Genomic DNA, 16052 nt, shown 5'->3' with positions numbered 1-16052 from the left:
TTCGCAGGACAAGGAGGTCATGTACATGAATCAACAGGAACCAGGGGCCGCGCAGGCGGTCGATACGCAGACGGCCGAGCAGGCGCTGCAGGGCATCAAGCGCAAGGACCTGTACAAAGCGTTCGCGGCGTCGCTCTCGGGCACGTCGCTCGAGTGGTACGACTTCGCCGTCTACTCGGCGGCGTCGGCCCTCATCCTGGGAGAGCTCTTCTTCCCGGCCGAGGATCCCTACGTGGCGACCATCGCCGCGTTCTCGACCTACGCGGTGGGCTATGTCTCCCGCCCGATCGGAGGCATCATCTTCGGCCGCCTCGGCGACATCATCGGGCGCAAGCGCGTTCTCGTGATCACGCTGCTCATGATCGGCGTGGCGACATTCGTCATCGGTCTGCTCCCGACCTACCACACCATCGGCCTCGCGGCGCCGATCCTGCTCGTGCTCCTGCGCTTCGCGCAGGGCGTCGCGGTCGGCGGCGAGTGGGGCGGCGCCGTGCTGCTCTCGAGCGAGTTCGGAGACCCCAGGCGCCGCGGTTTCTGGGCCTCCGCCGCCCAGGTCGGCCCGCCCGCCGGCAACCTGCTCGCCAACGGCGCGCTCGCGCTGCTGACCGCGCTCATGACCGCTCAGTCCTTCGAGGCATGGGGGTGGCGCGTCGCCTTCCTGTTCTCGATCGTGCTCGTCGGCTTCGGTCTCTGGATCCGCCTCAAGCTCGAGGACACCCCGATCTTCCAGATCCTGCAGGAGCGAGGGGATCGCTCGGAGCGTCCGGTCTACGAGGTCTTCCAGTCGCAGCGCAAGCAGCTGCTCTCGGCGACGCTGTCGCGCGTCGGACCGGACGTGTTCTACGCGCTCTTCACCGTCTTCCTGCTGACCTACGGCACGATCCACCTCGGGATGGAGCGCAGCACGATCCTCGCGGGCGTGCTCATCGGCTCGTCGACGCAGCTCATCACCATCCCGCTGGCGGGCTGGCTCTCCGACTTCGTCAACCGACGGCTGCTCTACGCCATCGCGGCGATCGCCGCGGCGATCTGGGCCTACCTGATCTTCATCGTCGTGCAGCCCGACAGCTTCGGCACCGTGGTGCTCGCGATGGTCGTGGCCGGGACCTGCCACTCGTTCATGTACGGGCCGCAGGCCGCCTTCGTGATCGAGCAGTTCTCTCCTCGCCTGCGCTACACCGGTGCGTCGCTCGCCTACACCTTCGCGGGCGTGATCGGCGGCGCGATCGCGCCGCTCATGTTCACCCTGCTCGCGGGTCCCGATGCCAACTAGCTGCCTGTGGCCTTCTACGTGACCGGCGCGTGCGCGCTCACGCTGCTCGGCCTCGGCCTCGGGCGCGACTCGGCTCCCCAGGAGGATCTCGACTACCTCGTGACCTACTCGGAGGAGCACGCGGCCGATTGACGGTGCGGACGGTGCCGACGGTCGGCGGTGCGGGCATCACCCGCGGCGCCGGCCGGCGGTGCGGTTGAGGCGACTCCCGTGGACGCTCCCGCACTGCCGGCCGCTAGGCGGAGTCGCCCCGCAGCACGTTCTCGGTGATGGCCAGGTGGGAACCGATCGCCTCGCGCACCGCGTCGATGTCGCCCGTGCGCAGCGCGTCGACGATCGCGCGGTGCTCGTCGCAGACGTCCGCGCGGCGGGAGCGGTGGGTCAGCGCTGCGGCTCCGACCATGCGCTGGCGGGTCTCGATCCGCTCGTACGTCTGGGTGATCTCGTCGTTGTCGGCCGCCTGCATGAGGTGGAAGTGGAACTCGCGGTCGAAGGCGATGAAGCGGAAGCCCGCGTCGTCATCGTCGGAGGAGATGAGCTGGGACTGGCGCTCGAGGGCGCTCAGCATGCCGGGCGTGGGATCGAGGCCGTTCTCGAGGCAGGTCTCGGCCGCGTGGCACTCGAGCAGCTTGCGGAACTCGAAGAGATCGTGGATCTGCTTGGTCGTGAGTCGCGGTACGAAAGCACCGCGGTTCGGGATCAGCTCGACGAGGCCTTCCGCGTTCAGCACGCGCAGCGCCTCCCGCACCGGAGTACGCGAGACGCCGGCGCCCTCGGCGACCTCCTGCTCGCTGAGGAAGGTGCCCTGCACCTCCGGCTTCACGAGCACGTCGGAGCGCAGGTAGTCGTATGCGCGCCTGTGACTGCTCGTCCGCCTGACCGTGTCCATGAATCCAACTGTATCTGTTTCATAATGAGGAAGAAGGAGGCGTGAGAATGAAGCTCGCACTGGCACAGATCTGCACGACCGGAGACGTCGGAGAGAACCTCGAGAGGGTGCGCGCGATGGCGCGCGAGGCGGCGGCGCAGGGGGCGCGCATCGCGGTCTTCCCCGAGGCCGCGATGGTCGCCTTCGGCAACGACCTCGCGGCCGCGGCCGATGCGCATCTCGAGGAGTGGCGCGGGGCGCTGAGGGCGCTCGCCGCTGAGACGGGGCTCGCCGTGATCGCGGGCGAATTCGAACCGGCCGAGGGCGGCCGCGTGCGCAACCTGCTCGCGGCGTATCTCCCCGACGGCACTCGCGAGGAGTACGCGAAGGTGCACCTCTACGACGCCTTCGGCTACCGGGAGTCGGAGGGCGTAGAGCCGGGCGAGGCGCCCGTCGCGGTCGACATCGAGGGCTGCCGTTTCGGCCTCGCCGTCTGCTACGACGTGCGCTTCCCCAAGCTGTTCGCCGAGCTCTCGCGAGCGGGTGCCGAGGTGATGCTCGTCTCGGCGTCGTGGGGCGCGGGCGAGGGCAAGGCCGATCAGTGGCGGGTGCTGGCCCGTGCGCGCGCGCTCGACAGCAACGCCTTCGTCGTCGCGGTCGATCAGGCGGATCCCGCGAGCGCTGGCGTCGACGCCGTCGCGGGCGCGCCGACGGGCGTCGGCGGCAGCCTCGTGTCCGACCCCTTCGGCCGCGTGATCGCGGAGCTCGGCGGCGAGGAGGGCCTGCTGGTGGTCGACCTCGATCGGGCCGAGGTCGAGCGTGCGAAGACCGCCCTCCCCGTGCTGCGCAACGCCAGGCTCGGGTACTGAGGCAGGGTGCGCGGCGCTGCCGCGGCGAGGGATCCTGACGCGCGGTCGGCGCGGCAGGATCCCTCGCCGGATTCCCGGGAATCTCGCAATCCGAGCACACCCGCGAGTGCCGTAATATTGGACCATGTCTTTCCGCCTGGACTCCCGCCCGGTGCCCCGCCGTGCCTAGCCCCGCATCGGTGAGCCCCCCGCGGATCTCGGGCTTCAACTACGTGCGCCCGCTGGGAGCAGGCGGATTCGCGCAGGTGTACCAGTACGAGCAGGACATGCCGCGGCGCGTGGTCGCGGTCAAGGTGCTCGACGAGGATCTCGCGACGCCGAGCTCGCGCTCGGCGTTCGAAGCCGAGGCTGACGCCATGGCGCGCCTCTCGAGCCACCCCACGATCGTGTCGATCTTCGCGGCGAGCGTCTCCTCGGACGGGCGCCCGTACATCGCGATGGAATACTGCCCGGAGTCGATGCGCAACCGCTCGAAGGGCAACCCGAGCCCGCTGCACGAGGTGCTGGACGCGGGGGTGCGCCTCGCGGGTGCGCTCGAGACCGCGCACCAGTCGGGTGTGCTGCACCGCGACATCAAGCCGTCGAACGTGTTGATCGCGACGACGGGCAGGCCCATGCTCGCCGACTTCGGCATCGTCTCGTTGCGCGGCCAGATGCGCGGCGAGGGCACGAGCCGTGCGATGTCGATCCCCTGGGCGGCGCCCGAGGTGGTGACCGAGCAGACGAGCGGCACGATCGCGAGCGAGGTCTGGTCGCTGGGCGCGACGCTGTACACCTTCGCCGCAGGTCGCTCGCCGTTCGCGCGGCCGGTCGGTTCGCAGGAGACCGAGTCGCGCCTCGTCGAACGGATCAAGCGGGCGCACTACAAGCCGGTGCCGGGCGCGCAGGGCTACGAGGCCTTCGACCGGGTGATCGCGCGGGCGCTCGCGCAGCGGCCGGAGCAGCGCTACGCCTCCATGCGAGAGTTCGGCGAGGCGCTGCAGCAGCTGCAGCGCCACTACGGTTTCGATGCGACCCCGCTCGACGTGGTCGGCTCGGCGTGGGTGCCGCCCGCCGCGACGGTCGCCGGCGTTCGCGGACCGGTCGTCTCGACCGTGCAGGCGGAGGGCCGCGCGAAGCGCCGCTCCGAGCTCGCGGATCGTCTGCGCGCCGATGAGGGGCCGAAGCGCAGGTCGGGCTCCTCGTCTCTGAAGCCGGTGCTGATCGGTGCGGCTTCCGCGCTCGCGGTGCTCGCCGCGGCGGCAGCGGTGTTCGGACTGATGGGGGGCTTCTGATGGCGAGGGATCCGCGGGCTCCGAAGTCGCCGCGCGCCTCACGGGCGGCCAGGCGCAGGCCGGCCGCGCCTCGAGGCGGCGCGAGTTCCCGCCGCAGCCGGTTGATCAGCTGGGCGGCGGGCGGTGTCTCGCTCGCACTGATCGCGACGATCGCGGTGATCGCGGCGGGGTACGACGCCAGGGAGACTCCGCGCGAGGAGCCCTCGGTGTGGGCCGTGCGCAGTGCGGGACAGTACGCGAGGGTCAACACGCTGACCGGCGAGATCGACACCGTGCGCAAGGTCGAGGATCCGACGGGACTCGTGCAGTCGGGGTCGCACGGCGTGGTGCTGAGCCACGGCAACGGCCGCGCCTGGGCGATCGATCCGAGCCTGCCCGCCGACCTCGTCGAGGACTCGGCGGAGGGCGGCGAGGCGCAGGAGGCCGGCGACGCGCAGACCGGCGGTGCCGAGGCGCAGCCGGCCGGAATCTCCCAGTCGGGCCCCATGGCGATGCGCACGCCGGACGGCACGCGCGACGTGGTCGCGTCGTCGGACGGCGTGATCTTCCGCACCGAGGAGGGGGAGGTGTTCCTCAGCCTCTACGAGGGAGCGGAGGGGGCCTCCGAGCTCGGTCAGCCGTCGCCGCTCGACCCGCTCGCCGAGGAGAACGCCGAAGCGGGCGAGGAAGCGGGCGACGAGGAGCCGCAGGCCTACCAGGCCGATGCCGCGGCCATCGACGCCGACGGTCTCGTCGCGCTCTACTCGTCTGCCGAGCGGGCCGTGCGCTGGTACGACATCGACCGCGGCGAGTTCGTGCGCGGCACGAGCGAGGTGCCCGAGGGGGCTCCGACGGAGAGCCTGCAGTTCGCGATCGTCGCCGGCGAGTGGGTGCTGCTCGACACCGAATCGGGCAGGCTGTGGCGCGAGGGATCCGGCGAGCCGGTCGAGATGAAGCTCGAGGGCGATGCCGAGCTGCAGGCGTCGAGCTCCGAGACCGCGGGCGCGAACGTGCTCGTCGCCGACGAGGGCGGGCTGTGGTCGGTCGAGCGCGACTCCGCCGCGCGCGTCGACTCGGAGGGCGGCGTGCCCGCCCAGCCGATCGCGATCGGCAAGGATCGCTACGCCGCCTGGCTCGGGACCGACTCCGGGCGGTTGTGGTCTTCGAAGGCCGACGCGATCCCTCTCGACCTGGACCCGGATGTGAAGATGCCGGGCGACCCCGAGCCCGTGATCCGTACGAGCGGCACGAGCGCGCTCGTCTCCGAGGTCAAGACCGGCATGCTGTGGACGGTGCCCGACGGCGAGCTCATCCCGGTCGAGCAGTGGTCGCTCGTCGACCCGCCCAAGGAACGCGACGGCTCCGTCGTGGTCACCGACGTGACCGAGCAGGAGCCCCCCGTCGCCGTCGCCGACGCCTTCGGTGTGCGTGCGGGAGAGCCGGCGCCGCTGCCCCTGCTGCTCAACGACTTCGACCCGAACCGCAAGGACGTGCTGACCATAGTTCCCGAGGGGCTGGGGGAAGGACTGCCCGAGTCGTTCGGAACGGTCTCGATGCTCACGGACGGCCAGTCGCTCGTGGTGCAGCCGCAGCCCGACGCGACCGGCTCCGCGACCTTCAGCTACCGCATCACCGACGGAGCGCTGGTCTCGGAGCCCGCGACGGTGACGCTCACGGTCGCGGACCCCGAGGCCAACACCGGCCCGCAGTGGTGCCCCGTGCAGGGATGCCAGCGCGAGTGGCCGAGCCCCGAGCTCGCGCCGGGCGGCACCCTCGTGCTGCCCCTGCTCGAGGGCTGGGTCGACCCCGAGGGCGACCCGATGATGCTCGAGTCGGCGGTGCCGGCGAACGTCGAGGACCCGGTGCGCGCGCTCGTCACCGCCGACGGACGGTTCGCGCTGCGCCACACCGACCCGAATGCCGCCGATGGCGATGTCTCCGTGCGCGTGACGGTCGCCGACTCGCGCGGTGAGCGCACGGAGCGCGAGCTGCGCGTGCAGATCCGCAGCAACGCGAAGGCCGAGATGACCCCCGTCGCGGCGACTGCGCAGGTCGGGCAGCCGACTACGGTGCGCCCCCTGTCGCGCATCGTCGGCGGCTCGGGATCGTACGCCCTCGTCGACGCGAGCGTGCAGTCGGGCACCGCGACGGCCGCGGTGAACGCCGGGGCCGGCACCGTCGAGGTGAGCGCCAAGGAACCCGGCGTCACCGTGATCGCGCTCACGGCGCGCGACACCGGCACCGAGTCCGAGATCTCGGGCACGCTGCGGGTGACCGCGGTCGAGGCCAGGCCGAAGCTCGGCCTGCCGCCGCTGCGCGCCTTCGTGCGTCCGCTCGCCGACACGACCGTCGATGTGCTCGACGCCGTACCCGGCGCCGACGGCCGAGCGCTCGTGGTGCGCTCGGCGAACGTCGTCGACGGCGAACTGCGCGCCGACGTGGTCGAGCACGCGAAGGTGCGCGTCTCGGGCAGCACGCCCGACGGCGCACCGGGTCGCATCGGCGCCGCCGACGTGTCGATCGCGGAGGGCGCAGACGTCTCCGTCGGCAGGCTCACCGTCTTCCAGGTGCCCGACACGGGCTCCGCCGGTGCGATCGCGGTCGCCGACTCCGCGACGGTGCGCGCCGGCGCCGTGGCGGATATCGCCGTGCTCGACAACGATGTGGCGCCCCCTGGGCAGCGGCTCGTGCTGCACCCCGAGATCAGCGGCTCGGAGGCGAAGGGCGAGCTCGCCTTCGCGTCTGGTAACACCCTGCGCTACCTCGCCCCGAAGGAGCCCGGCACCTACACCCTCAGCTACACGACCTACAGCGCGAGTTCTCCGGAGGCGAGCGACGTCGCCCAGGTGCGCGTCACGGTGCTGCCCCGCGAGGGCAATCGCGATCCGCAGCCCCGCACGCTGACGGTGCGCCTCGCACCGGGGGAGCGGTCATCGCTCCCCGTCCCGCTCTCCGGCGTCGACCCCGACGGCGACAGGGTGCGTCTCGTGGGCGTCGACAGCCCGGAGGATCCGCAGCTGTCGGCGACGCTCGCGCCTCGCAGCTCCGCGATCCAGGTCGAGGCGTCGACGAAGGCGAAGCCGGGCATGGTGCTGCTCGGCTACTCGGTGCGCGACGAGTTCGGCGGCGAGGCCGAGGGGCGGCTCCGCGTGATCGTCACGGAGGCCGACCCGAACGGCGGCGCCCCGATCACCTACAGCGACTACGTGCGCCTCGCGAAGGGTGCGAAGGACGCCGCGTCGGTGCGCCCGCTCGACAACGACATCGACCCGGCGAACGGCCGCCTGTCGATCGTCGAGGTGGTGCCGAACGTGCCGGGTGGCGAGAACTCGCCGCAGTACCGCGAACTCGCCGACCGCCTCGACACCTCCGAGCTCAAGAAGGGGCGCATCGCCGTTCGCGCCGGCGACGAGCTCGGAACCGTCTCCTACCGCTACACCGTGCGCTCCTCCGAGAGCTCGAGCACCGCCGACGGCCTGATCGTCGTGCAGACCTCCGCTCGCGTCGGCCAGCAGGCTCCGACGGTCATGGACACCGTGCTGTCCGCGAGGGATCGTGCCGAGCTCGAGCGCGGCGGAGTCGACGTCGTGACCGACCGGGTGTACTGGGCCGGAGGCGATGTGCGATCCCTCGAGCTGTCGGTCTGGGGCTCCGCAGCCGACCGCTTCAGCGCCAAGGGCAGCAACATCGTGGGCAAGTACCGGGCCGAGGGCGACCTCGTGGCCTTCAGGCTCTCCGGCACCGATGTCACGGGCGAGGAGGTGGAGTCGTTCGGCTTCCTGGTGGTGCCGCCGCTCGACGAGCTGCGGCTCACGCTGAAACCCGGTCTCGCCCCCATCCGCGTCGAGGAGGGCAAGACGGCCGACGCGGCGCTCGACGACATCGTCGACCTCGCCTCGGGGGATCGCGCCGAGCTGAAGTCGGGCGCGTTCACGACGCAGCGCGGGCAGGCGAGCTGCACGGCCAAGGGCGCTTCGAGCCTGAGCTACGCCGCAGGCAAGGGAGGCCCGTGGACCGACACCTGCGTCGTCTCGGTCAAGCTCACCGAGCAGAAGGCGTGGACGCAGCTCGCCGTGCCGATCGAGATCGTGCCGAACGAGCCGGTCGCCGAACTCGAGACGCTGACGCGCACGGTCTCCCCGGGCGCCTCGGAGACGATCAACCTGGTCGACATGGTGCGCTGGCAGGGCGGCCGCGAGGGCAACACCGGCAAGCTGGCGTTCAGCATCAGCGGCGGGGGCGGGGCCTTCGAGGTCGCTCCCGGCGGATCGCAGCTCACCGTGCAGGCTCGCGCAGACGCGGTGCCCGGCACGCAGGACGCGCTCGTCGTGAGCGTGAGCGGCGCCGGTGAGAGCCAGGCACCACTCACACTGCGCGTCGGCGAGGCTGCCAGGGACACGCCGCGGGGCGCGACCGTGCAGCTGAGCTGCACCGTCGGCTCCAACTGCCAGACGCAGCTCATCGGAGCGCCGGGAGAATACGATCCCTTCCGGGGCAAGAGCGGCGGCGGGCTCACGCTCGAGTCCGTGAGCGGCGGCGCCTGCGCCGTCGGCACTTTCCAGTCGACGGGCGAGGGCGTCTCCGTCGGCTGGCCGAACGGGGCGAAGGGCGCGGGCGGCAAGTGCACCGCGACCTTCACGGTGCGCGACGCGCAGAACCGGGTGGGCCAGGGCGTCATCGAGCTCGACGCGCAGGGCGTGCCGCGCCCGCCGACCGGGGTCAGCCAGGTCGGCTACACCGAGAACAGCGTGACGCTGTCCGTCGTGCTCAGCGGCGAGGCCTCGTACCCGGGCGTTTCGGGAGTGAAGCTGCTCCGCGACGGAAGCCCCGTCGGCGCGAGCTGCTCCGGCGGCGGCGGTCAGTTCACCTGCACCGTCGGAGGCCTCGAGAACGGTGCGAAGCACACCTACACCGCCGTGGCGACCAACGCCGTCGGCGATTCCGATCCGTCGGCGAACGGGGCTGTCGCGTGGGCTTACCGCGCTCCGGATGCCCCGACCGTCACCCCGGAGCAGCGCTCCGCAGAGTCGCCCGACAGCGGCACGGTGCGATTGAAGATCCAGGGCGGCAACGGCACGAGCGGCTACCGAGTGATCGTCGGCGGTATCGAGACCTCCGCGTCGGGCCGCAACACCCAGGTCGACGTTCCCGGCGTCGCCGTCGGCACGGCGAGCTACACGGTGGTGCCGAAGACCGCGTACGAGGTGCCGAACGGAGCCTCTGCCGAGGGATCCGTCGCGAACGGAACGATTGAGGTGAGCGGTCGGCCGATCGTCTCCGTCGCCTTCGTGGAGTCCGCGCAGGGCAGCAACAAAGCGACGGTGAGCGTTACGGTCGATTCCCGCGGCGGCGCGAGTCCGAGGTGGGACGCCACGACCAGCGGCTTCTGTCTCCCCAGCACGAACGGCACAACAGGAACCAAGGAAGTCACCGGGACGACCTATCAAGCGGCGACCGTCACCGCGTGCGCCAAGAACGAATGGGGTGATGCTCAGTCGGTGTCGATCGACGTGCCCATTGGTGGATCGCCGCCTCCGCCGACGGTCACGGCCGGCTGGACGATCAACACCACCCCCAGTGTCGGCGGCAACCAGGCGCGGTATACCCAGGCCTCTGGGCCCACCGTCGAGCGAGTGGACAACAGCCACCAACTGCAGTACTACGTCAACGGGGCGGCGCAGGGCGGCAATTTCCCGAGCCCGGTGGTCGCCGGCAACACCTACTCGGTTGCGCAGTGCAAGAACAACGTCTGCTCCGAGGCCGTGGCGATCGAGGGCAACGTGCCGGGCCCGGTCACGGTAGACCTCTCGGGATGCGTGGCCACGACCGCAACGACCGCCGATCTGCTGAACCGCATCGACCCGGCGGCCAGGGGCTCTGCGACACCGACGTATGATCGCCCCAATGCGACGCTTACCGTGGCGTGGAGTGGAGCATACGCGCCGTTGCAGACGCTGACCGCACAGGTGAACGCCTGCCCCTAGCATCGTTCGCCCCGACCCGTGGGCGAGGGATCCCTCACCCCGACCCAAGACGACCCGACCAGCACCGAGACTCCTCGCACCGAGAGAAGGAACCGCAGATGACACCCGAGCCGAACCTCGTGGCCGAGACGACCGGCCCGCTCACCGACGAGCGCGCGAGCTGGGCGAGCGAAGCCGTGAGCACCGCAGCAGACGCGATGGAGCACGCCATCCAGGGCAAGCGCCGCGTGATCGAGCTGGTGCTCGCCACGACCATCGCCGGGGGCCACGTGCTGCTCGAGGACGTGCCGGGAACGGGCAAGACCGCGCTGGCCCGCGCGCTCGCGAAGTCGATGCACGGCACCTCGTCGCGCATTCAGTTCACTCCCGATCTGCTGCCGGGCGACGTGACCGGCATCACCGTCTACGACCAGAAGCAGGGCATCTTCGAGTTCCATGCGGGCCCGATCTTCGCGAACGTCGTGCTCGCCGACGAGATCAACCGCGCGAGCCCGAAGACCCAGTCGGCGCTGCTCGAGGTGATGGAGGAGCACCAGGTCACGGTCGACGGGCAGACCCACCCCGTCAGCTCGCCCTTCCTCGTGATCGCCACCCAGAACCCGGTCGAGCAGGCGGGCACCTACCGGCTGCCCGAGGCCCAGCTCGACCGCTTCATGGTGAAGACCTCGATCGGCTATCCCGATGACGCCGCGATGATGCGCATCCTGCAGCAGAGCGCGGTCACGCCCGAGGTGCCGGCCGTGATGAACGTCGGCACTCTCACCCAGCTGCAGCAGTTCTCGCGCAGCGTCTACGTGAGCCCGCTCATCGCCGAGTACATCACCCGACTCGTGGAGTCGACGCGCAGGGCGGCCGAGGTGCGCCTGGGTGCGAGCGTGCGCGGCGCCCTCAGCCTGCAGCGCATGGCCTCGGCGTGGGCGCTCGTCGCGGGCCGACCCTACGTCACCCCCGACGACGTGCGCGAGCTCGCCACCCCGGTGCTGGCCCACCGCCTCGTGCTCGAGCCCGAGGCCGAGTTCGACGGCGTCACCGCCGAGGCCGTCATCGGACAGATCCTGCTCGACACCCCGATCCCTCAGGAGAACGGCACCGCGTGAGCAACGAGAGCACCCGCGGTCGGCTCTTCCGCACCGGCACGCGCGGCACACGGGGCACGCTCGGTACCCGCGGTACCCGCGGCACCCGCGGCACCCGTGGAACCAGAGGCACCCGGGGCACGACCACGCGCCTCGGGGAGACCGGCACGCGCACGCACCGGCTCGCGCCGGCCGAGCGCCGCCGCCTCGCCGCACGCCGCTGGCTGCGCCGCACGCGTCGTCGCCTGGGCCGTGCGCAGCGAGCGGTGACCCAGGCGATCACGCCGCTCGGCTGGTTCGTGATCGTGCTCACCGCGGTCGGCTTCGCGCTCGGCATCGCCTGCTCGTGGATCGAGGCCTGGTTCGTGGCCGTGGTCGGCGCTCTCATGCTGCTCGTCGCGCTGCCCTTCCTCATCGGCAGCCGCGCCTACAGCGTCGGCATCGTGCTCGACAGGCAGAGCGTCGTCGCGGGTGGCCGCGCCCAGGTGCGGCTGCACGTCGAGAACCGGGGCGCTCGACCCGCGCTGCCCGCCGTCGCCGAGCTGCCCATCGGCCAGGCGCTGCGAGAGATCACCATCCCGTTCATCGGCCCCGGCCAGAGCGTCGACCTCGAGGTCGTCGTGCCCGCGCCGCACCGCGGCGTGATCCGCGTCGGCCCGCTCACCGTCGCCCGCCGCGACCCGCTCGCGCTGCTGCGCCGCGAGGTCACCTGGCCCGAACGGCACCTGCTCTACGTGCACCCGGCCACCGCGCAGCTCCCGCCCAACACCGCGGGCCTCGTGCGCGATCTCGAGGGCGCGTCGAGCCGCCGCCTCACCGACTCCGATCTCTCCTTCTACGCGGTGCGCGAGTACGCGCCGGGCGACGCCATGCGCCACGTCCACTGGAAGTCCACGGCGAAGACGGGAACCCTCATGGTGCGTCAGTACGAGGAGTCGCAGACCGCGCGCGTCGCCGTGCTCTTCGACGCCAGGCGCGAGGAGTACCGCAGCGATGACGAATTCGAGCTCGGGGTGAGCGTCGCCGCGTCGATCTCGGTGCAGGCCGTGCGCGAGGGGCGCGAGCGCTTCGTCGCCTCGGCGTGGGCGCCCGGTCGTGTGCGCCCGAGCATCGACGGTCTCGAGGAGCTGCCGTCGCGCGATCCGCAGCAGCTGCTGAACGCATGGTCCGAGCTGGAGACGGCGCCCGAGGGGCTGCCCTTCGAAGCACTCGCGAAGGGCCTCGCGCACTCGAGGCGGCCCCTGTCGATCGTCGCGATCGTGACGGGAGGAGCCGTCGACGCCACCCGCATCCGCCGCGCGGCCGTCGCGTTCACTCCCGACGTGCACGTGGTCGCGGTGCGCTGCGAGCTCCACGCCGAGCCGCGCGCGCAGCGCGTCGACCCGCTCACCATGTTCACTGTAGGCGCGTTGGGCGACCTGCCGCAGATGATGATCAGGAGCGCGCTGTGAGGGCCGGCGTGCGCCTCGCGGGGGGCATCGCGGCGGCGGCGGTCGCGCTCGCCATCGGCGTGCTCGCCGCCTGGCCGATCTACCGCACCGGCTGGCTGTGGCTCGTCGCGCTCGTCGCGCTCGTGCTCGGCGCAGGCCTCGCCTGGGCGCGCGAGCGCTGGCGGCTCTCCTTCCCGGTCTTCGCCGCCCTCGTGCTCGGCGTGTTCGCCCTCACAGTGGTGCCCGTCGCGGTTCCGCAGTCGATCGCGAGCGGGCCGCTGCGCGGCCTCGGCGACGGGCTGGCCGCGATCGCGCTCGGCTGGAAGCAGCTGCTCACGCTGACGCTGCCGGTCGGCACCTACCAGACGGTGCTCGTGCCCGCTTACGTCGTCATGTTCGCCACGGCGCTGCTCGTCGTGTTCATCGCGCTGCGGGGAGGCAGATGGCCGGTGCTGGCGGCGCTGCCGATGCTCGCCCCGGTCGCGTTCGGCACCGTCTTCGGCGCCTCGGCCGTCAGCGCACCGCTCCACCTGGGGCCCGTGAGCATAGCGGCTCCGCGCGAGATCGGCCTGTGGCTCGCGGCTGCCGTGCTCGCAGCGGTGTGGATCGTCTGGACGGCGGGTGCCGAGCGCCGCGCAGCCCTGCGTCTCGGTCGCACCGAGGGCGAGCCGCAACTGCGCAAGGGAGGCGTCGTGCGCGCCGCCGTCGGTGCGGGCATCCTCGTCGCGGCGCTCGCCGCCGGTCTGCTCTTCGCACCGATGCTCGACGCGGGCGCGCGCGCTGTGCCCCGCGACTCGATCGATCCCGAGCTGGTGGTGAGGGATCGGCCCAGCCCGCTCGCCTCCTATCGCAATGCGAAGCGTGACGCGGGCATCGACTCGCCGCTCTTCGGCGTCTCGGCCGACGGTGCACTGCCCGAGCGGCTGCGGCTCGCCGTGCTCGACGAGTACGACGGTGTCGACTTCCACGTCAGCGGTGACGCGGCAGGGCGTTTCACGCGCTTCCCGAGCGGGGATCGCGCGTCGAAGCCGAGTCGCGTCTCGGTCGAGGTGCGCGAGGGCTACTCCGACATCTGGGCGCCGACGGCTCCGCTCGCCGAGCCCCCGGTCTTCAGCGGGCCGAGGGCGTCCGAGCTCTCCGACTCGTTCTACGTGAATCGCGAGACGGGTGGCGCGATCGCCGTGCCCGGCGAGAAGGGCGCGGTCCGCGGGCTCGCGGACGGCGACGCCTATACCGCCGAGATGGAGACTGCGGTGCCCGAGGGAGAGCTCGGCGATCCGAGTTCGACGGCGCCTCTCGTGGAACTCGACGAGCTGCCCGAGCTCGCGAAGTGGATCGATCGGCAGGGCCTCGCAGCCGACGCCGACGGGCTCGCCGGCCTCATCGGGATGCTCAGAGAGCGCGGCTACCTGAGCCACTCGATGAGCGACCGCGAGGGCGAACGGCTCTGGATCGAGCGGCTCGGCGAGGAGTACGGCACGAAGTTCGAGTCGAGCGCGGGCGGCCACTCGCTCGCCCGCATCGAGACGCTCTTCTCGCAGCTCAACTCCCAGCAGCTCGCCGCCGGTCCCGAGGCGAACGCGGCTCAGCTCGTCGCGGGCATCGGCGACGACGAGCAGTTCGCGGCGGCAGCCGCGCTCGTGGCGCGCGCGCTCGGCTACGACTCCCGTGTCGTCGTCGGGGTGCGCCTCGGCGGTGAGGAGGTCCCGGGCGTGCCCGCCTGCGAGGACGAGTGCACGGGCGAGAACCTGGCCGCGTGGATCGAGGTGCGGGGCGACCGCGCGACCTGGGTGCCCTTCGACGTCACCCCGCAGGTCACCCAGCCACCGCAGCGGCTGGAGCAGGGCGAGCAGCTGCCCGAGTTCCCGACCACTCCCGAGGAGCGCGACGCGCAGGAGGTCGACCCGCCGGTCGGTCTCGGCGATCAGACCGAGGGATCGAAGGACGACCCCGAGGTCGTCGCCGCACCGTGGCTCGGCCCGCTGCTGCGGATCGCCGGCCTGTCGCTCGGCTCGGCGGCCCTGCTGGCGTTGCCGTTCCTCTTCCTGCCGCTCGCGAAGCGCCTGCGCTCCCGCAAGCGGCGCTCCGAGGCCGACCCGGAGCTCCGGGCGCTCGGGGCCTGGGAAGAGCTCGTCGACCGCGCCCGCGACGCGGGCGTCGCGATTCCCGAGGGGGCGAGCCGCGCGGAGATCGCGGAGGCGATCGGCAGCAAGCCCGCCGTGTGGGCGGCGGCGCAGGTGGATCGAGCGGTATTCTCGGCGCACGGCATCGACGGTTCGATCGCCGACACCCTGTGGCAGGCGACGGATGCCGATAGCGCCGAGCGGAAGGCGACCCTGCGCCGCCGCGCTCGGCTCGGGGCCGCGTACTCGCTGCGCTCGTACGGCATCGGATTCATGAGGCGGCACGGCCGCGCGGAAGGCGGAACGGCATGAACAGGCAGTACGCGGGCGGGCGGCACGGCCGCCTGGAGTCGGGAATGCCGACGCCGCCCGTGATCGAGGCGACGGCGCGAACGCACGTCGGCATGCGCAGGCAGGTGAACGAGGATTCGGCGATCGCCGAGCACCCCGTCTACGTCGTCGCCGACGGTATGGGCGGGCATGAGGCGGGCGACCGGGCGAGCGCCGCAGCCATCGGCGCGTTCGCCGAACTCGCCGCTCTGGGACGCTCGCTCGGCGTCGCCGATGTCGATGCGGCGATCACCGCCGCGCGCGGCGCCGTCGACACCGTCGCCTTCGGTACCGAGCGGGGCGCGGGCTGCACGCTCACGGGCGTCGTGCTCATCGAGCACGAGGCGGCGCCGCACTGGTACGTGCTGAACATCGGCGACTCCCGGGTCTATCAGCTCACGGGCACGGCCCTCTCGCAGCTCACCGACGACCACTCGCTGCAGGCCGAGCTCGCGGCGGCCGGACGCGCCGAGGCGGCCGAGACGCCGCGCAACGTCATCACGAGGGCGCTCGGCTCCGAGGACTCGCGGCACGACGGCTGGCTCATCCCGGTGCGCACCGGCACCCGGCTGCTCGTCTGCTCCGACGGTCTGACGACGGAGCTCGCCGACGAAGAGCTCCGGGCGGTGCTGACGGTCGGCGGCAGGTCGGAGGCCGTGGCCGACGAACTGGTGCGCCGGGCTTGCGAGGCGGGCGGCCGCGACAACATCACTGTCATCGTCGTGGATACGGTCTCGGCGGGCTCCGCGGGAACGGGCCCCTTCGACGTCGTCGAACAGACGGACGACGAGGGCGAGGACACCCAGGAGACCATCGAGGTCACGAGGCCGGTGCGGGGATGAACGC

General features: G+C 71.8%; 10 protein-coding genes. 9 read left to right on the top strand and 1 reads right to left on the bottom strand.

From position 1 onward, the window contains the following. Positions 1-25 precede the first annotated feature (25 nt). Together J4H91_RS10690 and J4H91_RS15985 are read left to right on the top strand one after the other, a co-directional pair. Positions 26-1273 carry an MFS transporter gene (locus tag J4H91_RS10690; RefSeq protein ID WP_424960845.1) on the top strand — a complete coding sequence of 416 codons (1248 nt, stop codon included), beginning with the start codon at positions 26-28 and terminating at the stop codon, positions 1271-1273. Between the two features lie 6 nt (positions 1274-1279). Next, complete coding sequence (locus tag J4H91_RS15985; RefSeq protein WP_424960844.1) at positions 1280-1405, top strand: hypothetical protein; 126 nt, start codon at positions 1280-1282, stop codon at positions 1403-1405. 103 nt (positions 1406-1508) lie between these two features. On the opposite strand, the gene J4H91_RS10685 is transcribed toward J4H91_RS15985, so the two are convergent. Further along, the gene (locus J4H91_RS10685; protein WP_208046245.1) at positions 1509-2162 is read right to left on the bottom strand and encodes a GntR family transcriptional regulator; all 654 of its coding nucleotides are present in this window, start codon (positions 2160-2162) and stop codon (positions 1509-1511) included. Between the two features lie 47 nt (positions 2163-2209). On the opposite strand from J4H91_RS10685, the gene J4H91_RS10680 reads away from it, so the two are divergent. The 7 genes from J4H91_RS10680 (at position 2210) to J4H91_RS10650 (ending at position 16048) form a co-directional block, all read left to right on the top strand. Beyond that, positions 2210-3010, top strand: a complete 801-nt coding sequence (locus tag J4H91_RS10680) for a nitrilase-related carbon-nitrogen hydrolase (protein ID WP_208046244.1) — start codon at positions 2210-2212, stop codon at positions 3008-3010. Positions 3011-3189: 179 nt separating this feature from the next. Next, positions 3190-4284 (top strand): protein kinase domain-containing protein, encoded by a 1095-nt coding sequence (locus J4H91_RS10675; RefSeq protein ID WP_208046243.1) that lies wholly within the window; start codon positions 3190-3192, stop codon positions 4282-4284. Next, a complete protein-coding gene (locus J4H91_RS10670) occupies positions 4284-10247 on the top strand; it encodes an Ig-like domain-containing protein (protein WP_243752888.1) in 5964 nt (1987 codons plus the stop codon). The genes J4H91_RS10675 and J4H91_RS10670 overlap by 1 nt, the downstream gene beginning before the upstream one ends. Before the next feature lie 98 nt (positions 10248-10345). Continuing rightward, complete coding sequence (locus J4H91_RS10665) at positions 10346-11344, top strand: AAA family ATPase (protein WP_208046242.1); 999 nt, start codon at positions 10346-10348, stop codon at positions 11342-11344. Continuing rightward, positions 11341-12774 (top strand): DUF58 domain-containing protein, encoded by a 1434-nt coding sequence (locus J4H91_RS15795; RefSeq protein WP_208046241.1) that lies wholly within the window; start codon positions 11341-11343, stop codon positions 12772-12774. Before J4H91_RS10665 ends, J4H91_RS15795 begins: the two co-directional genes overlap by 4 nt. Continuing rightward, positions 12771-15188 (top strand): transglutaminaseTgpA domain-containing protein, encoded by a 2418-nt coding sequence (locus J4H91_RS15910; protein WP_208046240.1) that lies wholly within the window; start codon positions 12771-12773, stop codon positions 15186-15188. Before J4H91_RS15795 ends, J4H91_RS15910 begins: the two co-directional genes overlap by 4 nt. Continuing rightward, positions 15185-16048 (top strand): PP2C family protein-serine/threonine phosphatase, encoded by an 864-nt coding sequence (locus J4H91_RS10650; protein WP_243752887.1) that lies wholly within the window; start codon positions 15185-15187, stop codon positions 16046-16048. Before J4H91_RS15910 ends, J4H91_RS10650 begins: the two co-directional genes overlap by 4 nt. Positions 16049-16052 lie beyond the last annotated feature (4 nt).

It is taken from the genome of Leucobacter ruminantium, from assembly GCF_017565705.1.
GTDB lineage: Bacteria > Actinomycetota > Actinomycetes > Actinomycetales > Microbacteriaceae > Leucobacter > Leucobacter ruminantium.
Note: the sequence above shows the minus strand (reverse complement) of the source record. Positions and strands in the feature narration are given on the sequence as shown.